Genomic DNA, 16297 nt, shown 5'->3' with positions numbered 1-16297 from the left:
CCCCACCGTCAGCCCCGCGCCGACCTGGAGCTCACTGCCCACGCTGTCGCTTGCATCCGCGCCCAGCGAGACGGAAGGGCGCAGGAGTACCCCCGCCTCCAGCGCGGGTGACACCGGGCCCAGTTGTTTGCCCAGGAGCAGCCGCCCCCAGCCGCTGAAGCCGCTGTCCCGCACCAGCGCGCCCGAAGCGCCCACGGGCAACTGGACGCCCAGGTCCAGCGCCAGGTGGAGCGCCTCCGGGGAGAGCCTGCCCAGCAATCCCAGCCGGACGTCGAACCGGGGCGCGCCCAGCCCGCTGCGCGACGGGGAGGCGATTCCCTGCGAGGCGGTCAGGTCGTCGCCCCGCTGCCTCACGACGACGGGGAGCTGCCCCTGCAACTCGAGCCACGGCAGCACGCCGACCGCCAGCGCCAGCAGCCCGGTGGTCCGGTACCGGAGGAGGGATGTGTCCTGGCCGTCGCCGTCGAAGACCCGGGGCTCCCGCTGGTAGTGCCCCAGCAGGGACACGCGCAGCGACCCCGGGGCCAGCAGCTCGCCGTTGCCGAGCGTCAGCGCGCCCAGGCCCGGGTTCACCTCCAGGCGCTCCAGCGAGAAGGAGGTGAGGGGCGCGGCCTCCTGGGCACGGCCGGGGGTCGCCAGGAGCAGCAGCCCCAGCGCGGCCCTTCCATATCGATGCACGGCCAGACCCATGGCCGCATCATCCGTCAGGTGCCCCCGCCGAGCGATGGGTGGTTCGACATGTTCCGCCACCCTCACACCTGCACCCTGTGACTACCGCACGACGTCCAGGAGGCCCACGCCACGCTCCGCCCACGCGGTTCCCGGCGTGGTGCGCAGGTCATCCACCGGAAGGGATAGAAGCTCCCAGACGGAGGCATTCTGCGGGGGCGGCTTGTTCGTGTTCTGGGCGCGCGCCCGGTAGAGCTGCCCATCGTGCATCACCAGCGCCCCCGCCGCGTACGTCACCTCTGGCGAGTTGGGGGCCAGGGTGGCGCGGTCCGTCCACATCTCCAACTGCCGCGAGGTCGTCCCCGCCGGCAGCCCCGTGTCGACGAAGTTCAACACAGACACGGCGCCATTCACATTGCCAGTGGCCGTCACCGGACCCACCGTTCCGCTGCCTCCCGTCAGGCCCGCGATGAGCTTGCGCCCGCCCTCCCATTGGTTGTCCTTGAAGGTCAGGGGGGAGGTGAGGGTGGCCGCCTTGCCAAAGACGACGCCCGGATCCGTGGTGTCCGGGTAGACGCTGGCATAGCCAAAGTCGAGCCCCCGGAACGCGTTGCGCTCCCAGAGGAACGTCGACCCTGCCCCGGCCGTGCCGCCCAGATAGACGCCCAGCGAGAGCGTGTCCGCGAAGTAGTTGTCCGCGAACTCGACGTTCAGCGGGAGGTCTCCCGTCTCCGCCTGCGCGAAGAAGTTGAGCAGGGCTCCAGCGCCGCCCACGAAGACGTTGTGGTGGAAGCGGATGTGGCCGCCGCGCACCTGCGCCTGGGAGTTGTTGTCCTGATAGCGCTGGAAGGCCGCGCGCCAGTCGAGTGCGCCGAAGGCGAAGACGTTGTGATGCACCTCCGTGCCGTCACCCAGGTTCTGGATCTGCAGGGACTCCGTCCCCGTGCGCACGAGGCGGTTGTTGTAGACCTTCAGGTTGGAGCCGAGCGGCGTGGGCGCACCCTGCGTCGAACCGAAGTAGATGGCCTCGCTGGCCGTGTCGTGGATGTAGAGGTCGTGAAGCAGGATGTCATCCAGGGGCGGCACCTTCCCGTCGCTCCCAGCGGAGCGGTTGATGCGCAGGCCCGCGAAGCCCGCCCGGGTGAGCTCCAGGTACTCCAGCTCGAAGGCGCGCGCGCCACCGATGCCCAGCCCCATGTGGCCACCGTTCAGGAAGATGTCATCGCTCAGGATGCCGTAGCGCCCGCGGGACGTCGCGTACGCGCCGCAGCGATGGCCCGGGAAGTTCGCGTCACCCGTGCCGGAGTCCGGGTCATACCGCCCGGTGAGGACCCAATGGGAGCCGCCGCTGACGGACCAGATGTAGCCCTGGGTGCTTCCGGGTTCAGGCCGGATGACCACCTGCCCGCCCGCGTTGGTGATGACCAGCGGCCGGCTGGCGGACCGGTCCGGCAGGTTGCCCAGGTTGATGAGCGTGTAGCGGCCCGCGGGGATGTAGAGCCGGTCCAACGTGCTCCAGTCCACCGACGGGAAGCGCGCCTGCACATCTGGGATGTACAGCTCGCCCGTCGGGCCAGGTCCCGGCAGCGTGAAGGTCGTACCCGGTGCACCGAAGCGGCCGAACGCCTCGCACTCCGACGTGCCGCCATCCGACGTGCCGCCATCCGCCTGGGATTGGGGGCCGCCACCTTCGGGAGGGTCCTCCGAGCAACCGGAGACAAGGCAGACGACGAGACCGAGAAGGGCAAGACTCCGGACCATGGTGGAGACTCCTGCTGGCGTGAACCCGGCAGCCTACCGCACCCCTTCTGATATCAAGCGATGCGCTTCCCATTTCCTCCGGGATGGACTTCGTTTCAGGGCGCGCGGGGCTTGCGCTTCGTGGGCTTCTTTCCGCCAGAGGTATTGAGGGCGACGGCCGCGCGGATGAGCGCCTTGAACGCATCCGCGTCGATCTCCTCATCCTCGTGAATGTCGATGGCGCGCCTTGTGTTCCCATCGAGGCTTGAGTTGAAGAGCTTGGAAGGATCCTTCAAGGAAGCGCCCTTGAAGAAGGTCAGCTTCACCTTCTCCTTGTAGGACTCTCCCGTGCAGATGCCCCCGTCGTGGGACCAGACCGGGGTCCCCATCCACTTCCACTCTTCCACGACATCCGGGTCGGCCTCCCTGATGAGGGCGCGCATCCTTGCGAGTGTCGCGCCTCTCCAGTCACCCAACTCGGCAATCCTTCCGCTGATGAGTTTGGAGGCCGCCGCTCCTGCCGTCTTGGGTTGATCCGTCATCTTCCTGTCTTCCTCGCTGGGGTTCGATAGCAAACGACTTTCGGGCCCCTCCGAACAATCGTTTTCCGGTGACCGCGACGCAGGGCTACGTTTTCGGCACACATGGCGTCCGCTGCACGCAAACGGGCGCCTCGTGCACCGTGCTGCCGCCGCCAGCGTCGCCGGTTGAGCGGCACATCCGTAGAGCGTCGGACCCGCGCGCCAGTCGTCGGTGCACGGCGCAACCCTGTGAGGAGAACCGCATGAACGACGAATCGAAGTGCCCGGTCGCGCATGGCCCCCGCCGCGCCCGCACGAACACGCAGTGGTGGCCCGACCAGCTCAACCTCGCGATGCTGCACCAGCATGGCTCGCTGTCGGACCCGATGGTCGAGGACTTCGACTACGCGGCGGAGTTCCGGACGCTCCCTCTGGATGCGGTGATCCAGGACCTGCACGCGCTGATGACCGACTCGCAGGACTGGTGGCCCGCCGACTACGGCCACTATGGCCCGTTCTTCATCCGCATGGCGTGGCACGCGGCGGGCACCTACCGCATCTTCGACGGTCGCGGCGGCGCGCGCTCGGGTGAGCAGCGCTTCGCGCCGCTCAACAGTTGGCCCGACAACGGCAACCTCGACAAGGCGCGCCGCCTGCTGTGGCCGATCAAGCGGAAGTACGGCCGCAAGCTGTCGTGGGCCGACCTCATGATCCTCGCGGGCAACGTGTCGCTGGAGTCGATGGGCTTCAAGACGTTCGGCTTCGGAGGCGGCCGCGAGGACGTGTGGGAGCCGCAGCCCATCAACTGGGGCCCGGAGTCCACCTGGCTGGGCGACGAACGCTACAGCGGCGAGCGCGAGCTCTCCCATCCGCTGGCCGCCGTGCAGATGGGCCTCATCTACGTCAATCCAGAAGGCCCGAACGGCCGCCCTGATCCGGTCGCCTCCGCGCGCGACATCCGCGACACGTTCGCGCGCATGGCGATGAACGACGAGGAGACCGTCGCGCTCGTCGCCGGTGGGCACACCTTCGGCAAGTGCCACGGCGCTGGCCCGGCGCACCACCTGGGCGCGGAGCCGGAGGGCGCGAACATCGAGGAACTCGGACTGGGCTGGAAGAACGCCTACGAGAGCGGCATTGGCGCGCATGCCACCACCAGCGGCCTGGAGGGCGCGTGGACGCCCACGCCGACGAAGTGGGACATGAGCTACTTCGAGACGCTGTTCGGCTACGACTGGGAGCTGACGAAGAGCCCGGCCGGCGCGCAGCAGTGGAAGCCCGTTGGCGCCAGCGGCGACGGCACCGTGCCCGACGCGCACGTGCCCGGCAAGCGCCACGCGCCGATGATGACCACCGCCGACCTCGCGCTGCGCTTCGACCCGGTCTACGAGCGGATCTCCCGCGACTTCATGGCCGACCCGGTCAGGTTCGCCGACGCCTTCGCGCGCGCCTGGTTCAAGCTGACCCATCGCGACATGGGCCCCAAGGTGCGCTACCTGGGCCCGCTGGTGCCGGCCGAGGAGCTGCTCTGGCAGGACCCGATCCCGGCCGTCAATCATGCGCTGGTCAACGACGCGGACATCACCGCGCTCAAGGCCGAGCTGCTCGCCTCCGGCCTCTCGATCCAGCAGCTCGTCAAGACGGCCTGGGCCTCCGCGTCGACGTTCCGCGGCAGCGACATGCGCGGCGGCGCGAACGGCGCGCGCATCCGTCTTTCGCCGCAGAAGGACTGGGAGGCCAATGAGCCCGCCGAGCTCGCGAAGGTGCTCGCCACGCTTGAAGCCACCCAGAAGCGGTTCAATGCCGCGCAGGGTGGCGGCAAGCGGGTGTCGCTGGCCGACCTGATCGTGCTGGGCGGCGTCGCGGCCGTCGAAGCCGCCGCGGGCAACGCCGGTCACAAGGTCACCGTGCCCTTCACCCCGGGCCGCATGGATGCGTCGGCCGACCAGACGGACATCGACTCCTTCCTCGTCCTCGAGCCGGCGGCCGACGGCTTCCGCAACTACGTCCGTGCCGGCGCCGAAGCGACGACCACCGCCGCGCTCATCGACCGCGCCAGCCTTCTCACCCTCACCGCGCCGGAGATGGCGGTGCTCGTGGGTGGCCTGCGCGCGCTGGACGTCAATGTGGGCCACACGCCGCACGGCGTGTTCACCCAGCGCCCGGGCACGCTGAGCCCCGACTTCTTCGTCAACCTGCTCGACATGCGCACCGCGTGGAAACGCTCGGAGGCGACGCCGAACGTGTTCGAGGGCCGCGACCGCGCCACGGGCAAGGTGCGCTGGACGGCGACGATCGCCGACCTCGTCTTCGGTTCGAACGCGCAACTGCGCGCACTGGCGGAGGTCTACGCGGCCGGGGACGGCGAAGCGCACTTCGTGCAGGACTTCATCGCCGCATGGACCAAGGTGATGAACCTCGACCGCTTCGACCTGCCGGGACGCAAGACACTCTGAGCGAGCCTCGAATGACGTGAGCGCGAAGCGCCGGGAGCCGACCTGCCGGCGCTTCGCGTTTCAGGGGCCGTGCGTGCGGGTCAGACCGGGCGCGCCGGCAGCCGAACCGAGTACTCCGCGCCCGAGCGGAAGGGCATCGTCATCGACGCGAAACCCTGGCGCGGATCGCGCACGTAGGCGACGTAGTCGCGGTAGTCGGCCTTGAAGAAGCCGACGTTGTCGGTCACCACCACGGCGCCCGGACGCAGGGCCGGGGCGACGAGCTTCAGCACGTCGAGGGCCGGCTGGGGAGACCCATCGTTGAGCATGAAGTCCACCTCGCCGAGGTCCGCCCGCAACGTCTCTGTCGCGTCACCCACGCGAATCTCCGCGAAGGACGCGAGCCCCGCCTCCTCCAGGTTCGCCTGCGCGCGCCGCGCCTTCTCCGGCACGAACTCGGTGCCGATGACGCGGCCGCCGCCGTTGTCGCGCACCGCCGCCGCCAGCCACAGCGTCGAGATGCCAAAGGACGTGCCGAACTCGACGATCGTCCTGGCGCGGAGCGACCGCGCCGTCAGGTAGCAGAAGGCGCCCGGGTCGCGCTCAAGCGCGAGGTACTTGTCGGCGAAGTACCCGCGCTCCGCCCCCGGGGCGTCGATGCGGCGGCCGAGGAGCATCCGTGGCAGTTGCGGCAGGAAGTGGAGGAGGAGGCCCGGCACCTGCCGGTCGGCCTCGTCGTGGAGGCGCCGCAGCACGGCGCGCACCCGTTCGTCGGGCAGGACGGCGAAGGGATCGGATTTCATGGTCGACCTCGGATCAAGGACATACATTCTCGGAGCATTCGCTCGCCCTCCTCACAGGCATTGCCGTCAGCGCTGAACACCGGAGAATCCCTTCCGTCCTGGGGACCAGTAGGCGACGTTGGTGACCTGTTTCGCGGAGAGGCCTGCTCGTCGTGCCGCCTTGTAGAGGCGCTGGATCGACGAAGCCTTCCCGGTGAAGACGCATCGCGCCTGCGGAGCCGCGCGGAGCGCTCTCATGAGGTCGCTTTCGATGCGGTCGAGGTGAGCATCCTGCGGCTCGCGCGGGGTCAGCGTCACACCGTTCGTGACGCCGATCCGCTCGAGCGCGATGCGCGAGGCTTCCGCGGAGTCCACCTCGAAGGAGAACGCAACCTCTCGCATTCCCTCCGGCGTTGCTCGAATCGCGGCTGCGGTGCCGAATGAGGTTTCGTCGCCGAAGAAGAACATCGGCCGATTCGCGGCGTCGAGGTCCAGCGCCGAACGCGGTCCGACGAGGAAGAGCTGCTCTCCGAGCGTCGCCGAAGCGAGCCAGCTCGACGCGATGCCGTGGCCGTGGACGTAACCGAGAAACGCGGTGGTGCCGGTCCGCGGATCGAAGGAGAGCGGCGTGTACGCGCGTCCGGCCAATCCGGCGAAGCCGATCTGGATCATATCGCCGGGCATCCAGCGGCGGTCTTCGAGATCTTCTCCGATGAGGGTGACGAGGCGGAACGCATCGCCCACGGACTCGACTTCGCGAACCGTGGCGCGTCGCGAGACGAGGCGATGGAACACGGACTCGACGACGCCCGAAGGCACGGTGGAGGGCGAGGGCATGGAGGAAAGCATAAGCAACCGGCGCCCTTGGCCGCATTGCGCAATCAGGACAAATTGTTTATCAAAACGGCCATGGCGGCGAAGCGGCGGAATTCGAAGGCAACACCGATTGCGCAACCGACAGGCTGGACGATTCGCGGAGACGTCCAGGTGGCGAGCGAGCCCCGTGGCGCGGTGGCGTCGCTCGATTCGCTCGCGAGCCGTTTCGTGCTCGAGTCGCGTGGGCGCGTCAAGACCGCAGTCGCGCGACCGGCGACCGCGATCGGGCTCAGCATGGCGAGCGGTGGCATTGAGAGCGAGTTCCACTCGCACCGTGAAGCGCAGCTCGTGTACCTGGTGCGCGGAGAGCTGATCTTCGAAGCGTCGAGCGCCCTCTGGATCGTGCCGCCGCAATCGGCGCTGTGGATCCCCGGGTCGATGACGCATCGGATCCGTGCGCGCGCGCCGCTCGAGGGCTATGGCGTCATCATCGAGCCTGGCGCGGCGCCGAACCTCCCTCTGGATTGCTGCGCGGTGTCGGTGACGCCGCTCTTCCGCGAACTCCTGCTTCGCCTGGCGACACGTCCCGCGCTCTACGAACTCGAAGGACCGGACGCGCGCCTGATGAGCGTGCTCCTCGACGAACTCGCGACGGTTTCCATCGAGAAGCATCGCCTGCCGATGCCGAGCGATCCGCGGCTGCGTCGTCTGGTGGATGCGATGACCGCCGATCCGGCGAACCGCGCGACGACGAAGACGTGGGCGAAGCGAATCGGCGTTGGCGAGCGCACCTTGAACCGTCTCCTGGTCGAGGAGACGGGCTTGAGCTTCGGCCGCTGGCGCCAGCAGCTCCACATCATCCTCGCCCTCCAGAAGCTCTCCCGTGGCGCGGCCGTGCAAAGCGTGGCGCTGGAGCTTGGCTACGAGAGCGCGAGCAGCTTCGTGACCATGTTCCGAAAAGCGCTCGGGACGTCGCCCGCGCGGTACATGGCGAACCGCCTGGCCGCGCCAGCTTGATACGCGCGACGCGCCCCGCAGGGTGAGCGCCGCGCTGGCAGGGGCCGCGTTGCTTCGGACCGGGCTGTTGCCCGCCCTGGCTCAGAACAGGTTGGCGATATCCTTCACCGGCTGCGGCGCGGCCTCGGTGCTACCCAGCGCGCCCATGGCGCCGCCAAAGAGCATGGAGGCCGGGTTGGCGCGGCCCTTCGTGATGGACCCGATGACGCCCTCCGCGGCTCCCTTCAAGGTGTTGAAGTAGCCGGTCGCGGCGCCCTCGACGACTCCCTTGAAGCCTCCCTCCGAGTTGCCCACCCCCGTCAGGACGTTGCTGACCGCCGGCAGGAACCACAGGGCCTTGCCCGCCTCGCCGGCGGCCCACTGGAAGTTGTCCTTGTTGCTCCCGTCCGCCTTGACGTGGGTGTCCTTCGTGGTCGGAAGCTGATGCTCGCCCAGGAAGGAGTACCCCTTCTCGGCGAAGTCCTTGACCATGCCGGCCTCGGTGCCGTGACGCGCATCTCCACTCTTGGTGATGCCCTCGATGTTGCCGTCGCCCTGGCCTTCCTTGACCTTCTTCGAGCGATCCTCGCCCGTGGAGGCCTTGGCGCTGTCGATGAACTCCAGCACCTTGGCCAGCCGGTAGACGGCGTCGGGGTTCTGCTTCGAGTCCTTCAGGTCGAGCTTGGGGTCGATGCCCGTCTGCTTGCACAACTGCTCGAACTTGATGTCCTTCTGGCGGCCCAGGCTCTTCAGCACGGGCGTATCGTTGACAATCTGCGCCGCCGACCGCTTGTCCCCGGCCGGCCGCTTGTCATTGGCGCTGGGGACGCCAGAACCGGAGGCTTCCGGCGCCGGGGCAAGCTCCTCGAGCTGCATGGGGGCCCCCCGGGGGGCGAAGGTGATCGAGTCCGCCGGATTTCCCAGCATGGGCGCGGCGGTGGGCTGCCTCCTGTTGATGACACCGGACTCGAACGCGTCCACCGGGCTGAAGCCCCGCGCGGGGATGCCCCGGGTGGCCTGGAGACCTTGAGTCCCCACGTCCTGAACGGGGCCCGCCGAGAGCAGTTCCCTCGGGTTGACGGAAGAGGACTGCGCAGCGCCCGGACGCATCATGGAATGGGAGCGGGCCGTGGCCTTGACGTCGATCATGGGTATCACCGGGTTCTTGGCGGCGACGGAGGACCGTCGCGGCGAGTCTGTTCAGCCTGTGCGCTGTCTCATTGCAGCGCGCATGCCACCCAGGAGGAGCCTCGCAAGCCGTGAATTTCCCAGGGCAGGGATGGCTCCCGGGAGCTCGCGTCGTGCGCCCGGGCGGTGACAGCAGTCACCAGGAGGATGGCGCCAGTCACCACCTCGGGCTGGCCGGCTACGGCAGGAACTCGACGTACCCGTCCGTTCCGTGCACGCGGATCCGCTGCCCATCCCGGATCAGCCGGGTGGCATGCTCCACCCCCACGACGGCCGGCAATCCGTACTCCCGTGCGATGACCGCGCCATGGGTCATCAAGCCCCCGACCTCCGTCACCAGTCCCTTGATCGCGACGAACAGGGGCGTCCAACTGGGGTCCGTATAGGCGGTGACCAGGATGTCGCCCGCTTCGAGATGGGCCTCCGCCATGTCCAGGATGACGCGGGCCCGCCCCTCGATGGTCCCGGCGGAGACCGGCAGGCCGACCAGCGCGCCGGCCGGCAAATCGTCGCGTCGGTATGCCCCGGCGATGACCTCGCCATCGGATGTGAGCACCCGGGGCGGCGTGAGCGCTTGATACGACCTGAACGCGTCCTTGCGCTGGCGGATGAGCGGGTCATCCACCTGATGCGTGCGCACGACGTCGTGGAGTTCCTGGAACGTGAGGTGGAAGATGTCTTCCTTTTCACGGAGCACGTGGGCCTGCACGAGGCGCTCGGCTTCTTCCAACAGGGCCTGCTTGTAGACGAAGTAGCGGTTGACGATGCCGTACTTCGGATACTCCCGGTACCCGATGAAGGTCCGGACCCGGTCGATCATCCGCTGGGTCTCTCCGGCCTTCTGCTCCCCGTCGGGCAAGGCCCGCAGGCGCTCCAGCAGCTCCTGTTCCTTCTTCGAGGCCTCCTGTCGCCCTTGCTCGAAGCGCCGCACGCCAGCGCCCGGTTCGAAGTTCTTGATGTTGCCGAGGATGAGGGGCACGAGCGTGGTGGGGCGTTCGCTCCAACGCGGCTTCGTGATGTCGATCTCACCGGCGCAGCGCATGCCGTACTTGTCGAGCCAGGCCCGGATGGCGTCTCGCGCTTCCCGCCCGCCCGCGAGCCTGGCCAGCGCGTCCAGGAATTCCTCGTCCTCGACGTGCTGCAGAAAAGCCACCACGTTCGGATGCGGGCGGATCACATCCGCGACATCCAGGAGGGCCAGCCCCATCTCCGACGTGACGTTGTGGGGAACGGACTGCGTGAGCGTGTCGGCCGCGTTCTTCTCGCCCAGCCACGCCTGCAGTTGATCGTTGAGCCACCAGGTGGCCTCCATCCCCGCCATGATCACCTGATGGCTTCGCGGATCGAACAAGAGCCGCTTCAGCTCCTGGATGTCCGCCAGGATGAAGTCGAGCAGCGCCGCTCCAGACTTCGTCTGGATGTCGCGCTTCAAGATGGCGACGGAGGCCTGATTGCACCGGATCAGCTCGTCGACGATGGCTGGATCGGTCTCGATGGGGGCTGGCGCGCCGCCAGTCGGTGCCCCGCCGGGCCCCGCGTCCGGGAGCGACGGGATGAAGTCGCCGCGTCCGAGGAGGGTCTGCAGCGCATCCCCGATCAGCGGATCGGATTTCCCCAGGCCCGCCAGGAGGCCTGCGCGGCTCGCTGGCGAAGCCAGGCCCTGGGTGACGTCGACGAACAGCCTCCCGCCGGCCTCGAACATCGGCCGCAAGGCTGTCAGTTGGAACAGGGAGAGCCCCAGGGGCTTCATGGCGTCGGTCATCATCTGCTGATGCCCGACGGAGACGTAGACGTGGTTCTCCCGGTCACCAGCCGAGGGGATGGGGAACAGCGTGGTGATGGGCCGGCTCTGGACGAACTGGAAGCCATCGTCAACCAGGCACCATTCGATGTCCTGGGGGCGGCCGAAGTGCGCTTCGATCCGCCGGCCCATCTGCACGAGCCGCACGACCTGCGCATCCGTCAGCGCTGGTTGCTGCTGCCGCTCCGGCTCGATCGCCTGTTGCTGCGTCCCGCCTTCCGGCGAGGCATGGATGGCAAGCTGCTTGGTGGCGACCGCCTTGGCGATGACCTCGCCGTCCCGCACCTTGTAGGCGTCCGCGTTGACGAGGCCAGAGACCAGGGCCTCGCCCAGGCCGAAGCTGGCCTCCACGGCGGCGACCTTCCGGTTGGACGTGACGGGGTCGGCCGTGAACAAGACACCGGCCGCCTGCGGGAAGACCATCTGCTGCACGACCACCGCCATGCGGACCTTGCGGTGGTCGAAGCCGTTGCGCAGGCGGTAGTGCACGGCCCGCTCGGTGAAGAGCGAGGCCCAGCACCGGCTGACGTGCAGGAGGATCGCCGCCGGCCCCACGACGTTCAGGTACGTGTCCTGCTGGCCCGCGAAGGAGGCTGTCGGCAAGTCCTCCGCCGTCGCGCTCGAGCGGACCGCGTAGGCGGCTTGCTCTCCGAGTCGGGCGAGTGGGCGGGTGATCTCCGCCGCCAGATCGTCAGGAATGGGGGTCCCTTCGAGGGTTCGGCGGATCTCAGCGCTGAGCGCACGGAGTTGCTCCCGGTCGTCCGGTTTCAGGCGCGACAGCAGATCGAGCCGATCGTCGAGCGACGGAGCTTCCGCCATGATTCGCAAGAAGGCGTCTGTCGTCACGCAAAAGCCAGCCGGCACGCGGATGCCTTCGAGCCGCGAAAGCTCCCCCAGATGCGCGCCCTTGCCGCCAACGACCGCGACCTGCGTCGGGTCGATCTCCTGGAAGCCCAACACGAAGCAGCGCATACGCTCACCTCCGTCTCGCGAAAGGGCGGCACTGTACTCCTGCCCGCGGAATGGTTGGGACATGGCCTTCTATTACCCATCGCGTGCTAACGCAGACACTGCGAAAGCTCGAACGCAACGGGAGGGTCCGCCGCCGTGTCATCGGCGGCTCGCCGCCGGGCGTCGAGTACGCGCTTACCCCGCCTGGCAGGTCGCTCCAGAAGCCGTTCGCGGCGCTGTGCGATTGGACCCTCGCGCACATCGACACGATTCATGAGCACCAGGAAGCCTACGACCGCGAGGTGGTGGTCATCGCTCGCCGTCCCGACTGAATGGGCGCTCTGCGGGATGGCCTCGTCACCTTCGCACCACGCTCGAAGCGCTCGCGGAGCAGTTGGATGAAGTGGGTCAGCGGGGCGGGGTGCTGGCGGGATGCGCGCGTGACCGCGCTCCAGCGGCGTCGGATTCCCCGAGGGGTGAGCCGGACGGTCTGAAGCCCGTGGCGCTGGGCCGGTAGCATCCATTCGGGCAGTGCCGTCACGCCGATACCGCCACGCACCAGCTCGATCAGCGCCTCGGTGAGGGGCACGGGAGAGACCCGGTGGGGCTCCAGGCCCGCGGGCCAGAGCACGCGCGTGAAGACATCGAGCTGCTCCCGAGGCGCGGCATAGGTGAGCAGGTGCTCCTGCACCAGGTCCTGCGCCGTGACATGTCCCCGCCGCGCAAGCGCATGGTCCGCGGGGACCACCAGCAGGAGCTCGTCCTCGAAGAGCGGGGTCTGGGCCAGGCGGGCCTGCTTCGGGACGTCCGGGGTCAAGGCGAGGTCCAGCTCGCCATTCAGCAGCGCCCCCAGCGGCTGACGCGTGGCCTCCAGGACGATGCGCAACTCGACGCGTGGGTGCTCGGCCTGCCACCGCCCCAGGATGGGGGGCAGCCAGCCATACACCGTGTAGCAGCCCGTGCTGAGGCGGAGCAGGTCGTCCTGCGGGTGCGCGCGGCAGACCGCCTCGGCCTGCGCCACCTCGCTCAGGACCCGCCGCGCGCAGAGGAGCAGCTTTTCTCCCGAGCCGGTCAGGAGCAGGCGGCGCTGGCGGCGCTGGAAGAGCTGCACGCCCAGGCGCTCCTCGGCGTCGCGGAGTTGATGGCTCAGTGCCGAGGACGTGAGGTGAAGCTGCCGGCTGGCCGCGGCCAGGCTCCCCGTGTCGGCGACCGCGGCAATCAGCTTGAAGTGACGGAGCTCGAGCATGCCGGGCAGCCTCACATGAATGCGATTCAGCATCATCGCGAAATCGTTTCGCTGCGCTCATTGCAGGCTCCTTCGTAACGTTGGCGTCCCAATGCCAGGAGGGCGGACGGATGCCCCATTCAGACAGCTTCCCGAGGACGCAGAGCCCTGTCGTACCCCCAGGGTCGTCGGTGCGAATCGACGACGTTGAACCGGTCGTCGTCGGTCCCGGCTGCCTTCGCAGGGACCTGCCGAGTACCCGTGACGTGAGGGTCTGGGTCGTGGACATGGCTCCCGGCAGCCAGTGGCCCCATGTGGACGTCCACGACACCGGCGAGGAGGTGCTCGTGATGAGCGGTGAGCTCATCGAGGGGGAGCGGCGCCTGGGGCCGGGCTCCTACCTGTTCTTCCCTCCGGCGAGTCGTCATCAGCCGCGAACCGAGACTGGCGTGCGCCTCTTCGGCATCAATCCCGTGGTCTCCCCGGAGGAGCGATGAGCCGGGACACATGGGCTCGGCCCGAGCGGACGGGGCGCCGGGACTTCCTGCGTGCGGCGGCCGCGCTTTCGGTGGGCGCGGTCCTGCTGCCCCCAGGCACGGGTCGCGCGACGAAGCCTGTCGACAGCGCCGCGCTTCGTGCCCAGCGGTTGGCCTGGGCCGGAGTGCGGCTGCGGCTCGGACAGGACACGCTCTTCATGGACCCGTTGAGCGACCCCACCGTGTGGGAGGCCGCGCTGAAGGACCCGCTCGTCCCGATGGACGTGAGCGGCGGGAACCGCTTCGTCCTGGTGACGCATCGCCATTCCGACCACTTCGACCCGGTGGCCGTCCGTCAGGCGTTGGGGGACACCGGGACGCTGGTGTGTGCCCCGGACATGGCCGCGGAGGCCGCCGCATCGGGCTTCCGCGTGCGGTCCGCTCCGCTCTACGAGCCCCTCCTGCTCAATGACTTCACCGCCACCGCCGTCCCCGCGGCGGACGGTTATGGGGATCCCCAGGTTTCGTGGGTCGTCTCTGGCGGAGGCCGCCGCGTCATCCACTGTGGCGACACGCTATGGCACGGATCCTGGTGGCGCATCGGGCGTCAGTTCGGACCCTTCGATGCGGCATTCCTGCCCATCAATGGGGCGCGCTTCGGCTGGCGCAAGCCCGTGAGCGACGTGCATGCCGTCCTGACCCCCGAGCAGGCGGTGGCCGCGGCCGTGGTGTTGGGAGCACGGCTCCTCGTGCCCATCCACTACGGCGTCGCCGCCTCCGATGACTACCAGGAGGTCCCAGACGCGGAGGCGCTGCTCCTGGCCTCCGCGCGCAAGCGGAAGGTGAGCGTGGAGTTGGCACGTCCGGGAGAGTGGCTGACCTGGCAGGCGCGGACCTGACAGCGGGGCTCCAGTCCGCGACCCTCAAGAGCGTCCCTGTTGAAGGGGACTCACGAGGCGTCAAGGTCGTCGAGCAATGTCTGGGGGCCTGGCGCGGGAGTGCGCGGAGCGCTGCTCTTCCGGAGCCACCTCACCAACCTTGAGGTGCGTTCGCAGCCAGTGTGCCAGCGCTTCTGTCTTATCCTGACGGTTGAAACTGACGATGGTTTCCTGGCGCGATTCGCCGTCGGCGGTGACGTGTTCGATCGTGAGAGGGTAGTGGGTTTCTCTTCCCCGCGGGTTCCTGCGAAAGGGCGGTCCGACGCGGAGTGCCCGCACGTCGCGCCACCGGACGCCGAGCCGGTGCTTCCGTTCTGAGATGGGCGGCAGGGAGAGACTCCGCGCCTGGATGTGGAGGCGCAGATCGTAGTGCCCGGATTTCTTTCGTGCGCGCGACAGCCATCCGACGAGCACACCGCAGGCGGTGACGACCCCCCAGGCCCCCACGCCCACGGGCAGCGGTGCGTTGTATGCCCCGGTGATTCCTCCGAGCACGACGCACGCGAAGGCGGAGCCTCCCAAGGCCAGGATCACGCAGATCCCGGTCCCAAGCCCATCGAGCGTCACGCACTCGCTGCCGTCCTCCCGGAAGAAGGTGGACAAGAGCGGCGGCTCCGGCTTCAAGGCCATCACCACCAGGGTGCACAGGAAGAGCGTCACCAGATTGAAGGGCAGCAGGAACAGGAGCAGGAACAGCTCCGAACTCCCCATGCCCGGCTGCAACACCGCCTCCGAGGGCTGACCGGGGCGGTAGTACACGGGGATGCTGGCCCCGATAGGGTAGCGCGCCACCTGTGCCTCCGCATGCCCGCGGTCCCCCGTGCGCCAGGAGGAGATGCGCTCCTTGCTGCCTTCATAGGACTGCCCGTCGACGGAGTAGGTGTAGGCCACCTTCAGGTGATGGTTGGTGCTCTTGTTCGAGCGCACCGTCTCCACCTCGCTCCGGGTGATGGTGCCCTGCACGGACGGCCAGCTCGCCGCCTGCTGTTGGAGGGCCACGCTGAAAACGGTGTAGTAGTCCATTGCCACCGTGCCGGCCGTCCACGGCACGAGGAACAGGAGCAACACGACGGACAATGCAACGCGAGAAGACATGGCCCCAGTCTACAGGGCTGCTCCGGAATGAATGAAGCCGCCTTCAAACCCACCCCGGCCCTCGTCCTGACATTCTCGACGCATCCCTCAGCCAGAGGGTTCCGCTCCCATGGCCGACATCGACAGTCTGCGCGCCGCCAACCGCCGTGCCCTTCTCGAGCCAGGACTTCCGCCGCAGCACCGGGGCCTCAACGCGAATGACTGGGAGGTGGCCATGCCCTTGCCCTTCCTCCACACGCTCCCGCAGGGGCTGCGTCGCCCACCTTCGCCCTGGCCACCTGCCCCCGGACGCTGAGTTCGCGCACCGGATGCCCGACATCTCACGGCCCGATGACCTGTGACCCCTCTTGCGGCTGGAGACCCTCACCGTCCACGCGGTCCCAGCCAGCGAGCCCTACCTAGTCGCTGAGTTTTCATGCGCCTGGGACGAGGAGCACGGTGTGGGCGTCGTGTGCGCTGGTTATCAGCCGCTGGAGGTGAATACCGCCGACGTGGCCGGTGATGTCGCGGCCGTGCGGCGCCACCACGCCAAGGCCCGTAACCGTCCGGCCAACGACGTGCCGGATCGCTTGAGGGCGGACGGGAAGCGTGCGTGACGAGCGGCGCGACCGATTGAAACGCGAGGCTTCAGGCCGCGTCAGCGGCGCGCAGGCGCTTCCACTCG

Annotated in this window: 14 protein-coding genes and 1 pseudogene; 6 read left to right on the top strand and 9 right to left on the bottom strand. The window is 68.5% G+C overall.

Annotation, left to right across the window (positions count from 1 at the left end; translation table 11 throughout):
- From D7V88_RS27630 to D7V88_RS27620, 3 genes and pseudogenes are all read right to left on the bottom strand, one after another.
- Window positions 1–690: pseudogene (locus D7V88_RS27630) on the bottom strand (OmpA family protein); the annotation flags it as partial.
- A gap of 81 nt (window positions 691–771) precedes the next feature.
- Window positions 772–2430: a carbohydrate-binding protein gene (locus D7V88_RS27625; protein ID WP_120543619.1), complete on the bottom strand. Its 1659-nt coding sequence runs from the start codon at window positions 2428–2430 to the stop codon at window positions 772–774.
- Window positions 2431–2525: 95 nt separating this feature from the next.
- The gene (locus D7V88_RS27620; RefSeq protein WP_120543618.1) at window positions 2526–2951 is read right to left on the bottom strand and encodes a DUF1801 domain-containing protein; all 426 of its coding nucleotides are present in this window, start codon (window positions 2949–2951) and stop codon (window positions 2526–2528) included.
- 242 nt (window positions 2952–3193) lie between these two features.
- Between D7V88_RS27620 and katG the strand changes: the two genes are divergently transcribed.
- Window positions 3194–5386 (top strand): catalase/peroxidase HPI, encoded by a 2193-nt coding sequence (gene katG, locus D7V88_RS27615; RefSeq protein ID WP_120543617.1) that lies wholly within the window; start codon window positions 3194–3196, stop codon window positions 5384–5386.
- An 80-nt stretch (window positions 5387–5466) separates the two neighbouring features.
- Here the strand turns inward: katG and D7V88_RS27610 are convergent, their stop codons facing one another.
- Together D7V88_RS27610 and D7V88_RS27605 are read right to left on the bottom strand one after the other, a co-directional pair.
- A complete protein-coding gene (locus D7V88_RS27610; RefSeq protein WP_120543616.1) occupies window positions 5467–6168 on the bottom strand; it encodes an O-methyltransferase in 702 nt (233 codons plus the stop codon).
- Between the two features lie 66 nt (window positions 6169–6234).
- Window positions 6235–6984 (bottom strand): siderophore-interacting protein, encoded by a 750-nt coding sequence (locus D7V88_RS27605; protein WP_158625163.1) that lies wholly within the window; start codon window positions 6982–6984, stop codon window positions 6235–6237.
- A 27-nt stretch (window positions 6985–7011) separates the two neighbouring features.
- Here D7V88_RS27605 and D7V88_RS27600 point away from each other — a divergent pair, with 27 nt between their 5' ends.
- Entirely contained in the window at window positions 7012–7980 is a 969-nt protein-coding gene (locus tag D7V88_RS27600) for an AraC family transcriptional regulator (RefSeq protein WP_244238429.1), read from the top strand.
- A gap of 81 nt (window positions 7981–8061) precedes the next feature.
- On the opposite strand, the gene D7V88_RS27595 is transcribed toward D7V88_RS27600, so the two are convergent.
- Window positions 8062–9108, bottom strand: coding sequence for a hypothetical protein (locus D7V88_RS27595; protein ID WP_120543614.1), 1047 nt, complete (start codon window positions 9106–9108; stop codon window positions 8062–8064).
- Window positions 9109–9325: 217 nt separating this feature from the next.
- The gene (gene rph, locus D7V88_RS27590; protein ID WP_120543613.1) at window positions 9326–11920 is read right to left on the bottom strand and encodes a rifamycin-inactivating phosphotransferase; all 2595 of its coding nucleotides are present in this window, start codon (window positions 11918–11920) and stop codon (window positions 9326–9328) included.
- Window positions 11921–11970: 50 nt separating this feature from the next.
- Between rph and D7V88_RS27585 the strand changes: the two genes are divergently transcribed.
- Window positions 11971–12231, top strand: a complete 261-nt coding sequence (locus tag D7V88_RS27585; RefSeq protein WP_120543612.1) for a winged helix-turn-helix transcriptional regulator — start codon at window positions 11971–11973, stop codon at window positions 12229–12231.
- Here the strand turns inward: D7V88_RS27585 and D7V88_RS27580 are convergent.
- Window positions 12189–13145: a LysR substrate-binding domain-containing protein gene (locus tag D7V88_RS27580; protein WP_244238428.1), complete on the bottom strand. Its 957-nt coding sequence runs from the start codon at window positions 13143–13145 to the stop codon at window positions 12189–12191. The genes D7V88_RS27585 and D7V88_RS27580 overlap by 43 nt on opposite strands.
- Before the next feature lie 110 nt (window positions 13146–13255).
- Here D7V88_RS27580 and D7V88_RS45570 point away from each other — a divergent pair, with 110 nt between their 5' ends.
- Both D7V88_RS45570 and D7V88_RS27570 read left to right on the top strand, forming a co-directional pair.
- Window positions 13256–13621, top strand: a complete 366-nt coding sequence (locus tag D7V88_RS45570; RefSeq protein ID WP_120543611.1) for a cupin domain-containing protein — start codon at window positions 13256–13258, stop codon at window positions 13619–13621.
- Window positions 13618–14499: an MBL fold metallo-hydrolase gene (locus tag D7V88_RS27570; protein WP_120543610.1), complete on the top strand. Its 882-nt coding sequence runs from the start codon at window positions 13618–13620 to the stop codon at window positions 14497–14499. The genes D7V88_RS45570 and D7V88_RS27570 overlap by 4 nt, the downstream gene beginning before the upstream one ends.
- Window positions 14500–14559: 60 nt before the next feature.
- On the opposite strand, the gene D7V88_RS27565 is transcribed toward D7V88_RS27570, so the two are convergent.
- Window positions 14560–15633 carry a DUF3592 domain-containing protein gene (locus tag D7V88_RS27565; RefSeq protein WP_120543609.1) on the bottom strand — a complete coding sequence of 358 codons (1074 nt, stop codon included), beginning with the start codon at window positions 15631–15633 and terminating at the stop codon, window positions 14560–14562.
- Window positions 15634–15980: 347 nt separating this feature from the next.
- Here D7V88_RS27565 and D7V88_RS45565 point away from each other — a divergent pair, with 347 nt between their 5' ends.
- Window positions 15981–16229, top strand: a complete 249-nt coding sequence (locus D7V88_RS45565) for a DUF6985 domain-containing protein (protein ID WP_372241126.1) — start codon at window positions 15981–15983, stop codon at window positions 16227–16229.
- Window positions 16230–16297: the final 68 nt, after the last annotated feature.

It is taken from the genome of Corallococcus terminator (assembly GCF_003611635.1).
Classification (GTDB): domain Bacteria; phylum Myxococcota; class Myxococcia; order Myxococcales; family Myxococcaceae; genus Corallococcus; species Corallococcus terminator.
Note: the sequence above shows the minus strand (reverse complement) of the source record. Positions and strands in the feature narration are given on the sequence as shown.

Excerpts from the sequence above, each read along its gene's own strand:
- rph (WP_120543613.1), bottom strand. The coding sequence starts at position 11,920 with ATGCGCTGCTTCGTGTTGGGCTTCCAGGAGATCGACCCGACGCAGGTC.
- katG (WP_120543617.1), top strand. The coding sequence starts at position 3,194 with ATGAACGACGAATCGAAGTGCCCGGTCGCGCATGGCCCCCGCCGCGCC.
- D7V88_RS27595 (WP_120543614.1), bottom strand. The coding sequence starts at position 9,108 with ATGATCGACGTCAAGGCCACGGCCCGCTCCCATTCCATGATGCGTCCG.
- D7V88_RS27620 (WP_120543618.1), bottom strand. The coding sequence starts at position 2,951 with ATGACGGATCAACCCAAGACGGCAGGAGCGGCGGCCTCCAAACTCATC.
- D7V88_RS27565 (WP_120543609.1), bottom strand. The coding sequence starts at position 15,633 with ATGTCTTCTCGCGTTGCATTGTCCGTCGTGTTGCTCCTGTTCCTCGTG.
- D7V88_RS27605 (WP_158625163.1), bottom strand. The coding sequence starts at position 6,984 with ATGCCCTCGCCCTCCACCGTGCCTTCGGGCGTCGTCGAGTCCGTGTTC.
- D7V88_RS27580 (WP_244238428.1), bottom strand. The coding sequence starts at position 13,145 with ATGCTCGAGCTCCGTCACTTCAAGCTGATTGCCGCGGTCGCCGACACG.
- D7V88_RS27610 (WP_120543616.1), bottom strand. The coding sequence starts at position 6,168 with ATGAAATCCGATCCCTTCGCCGTCCTGCCCGACGAACGGGTGCGCGCC.
- D7V88_RS27625 (WP_120543619.1), bottom strand. The coding sequence starts at position 2,430 with ATGGTCCGGAGTCTTGCCCTTCTCGGTCTCGTCGTCTGCCTTGTCTCC.
- D7V88_RS27585 (WP_120543612.1), top strand. The coding sequence starts at position 11,971 with ATGGTTGGGACATGGCCTTCTATTACCCATCGCGTGCTAACGCAGACA.
- D7V88_RS45570 (WP_120543611.1), top strand. The coding sequence starts at position 13,256 with ATGCCCCATTCAGACAGCTTCCCGAGGACGCAGAGCCCTGTCGTACCC.
- D7V88_RS27570 (WP_120543610.1), top strand. The coding sequence starts at position 13,618 with ATGAGCCGGGACACATGGGCTCGGCCCGAGCGGACGGGGCGCCGGGAC.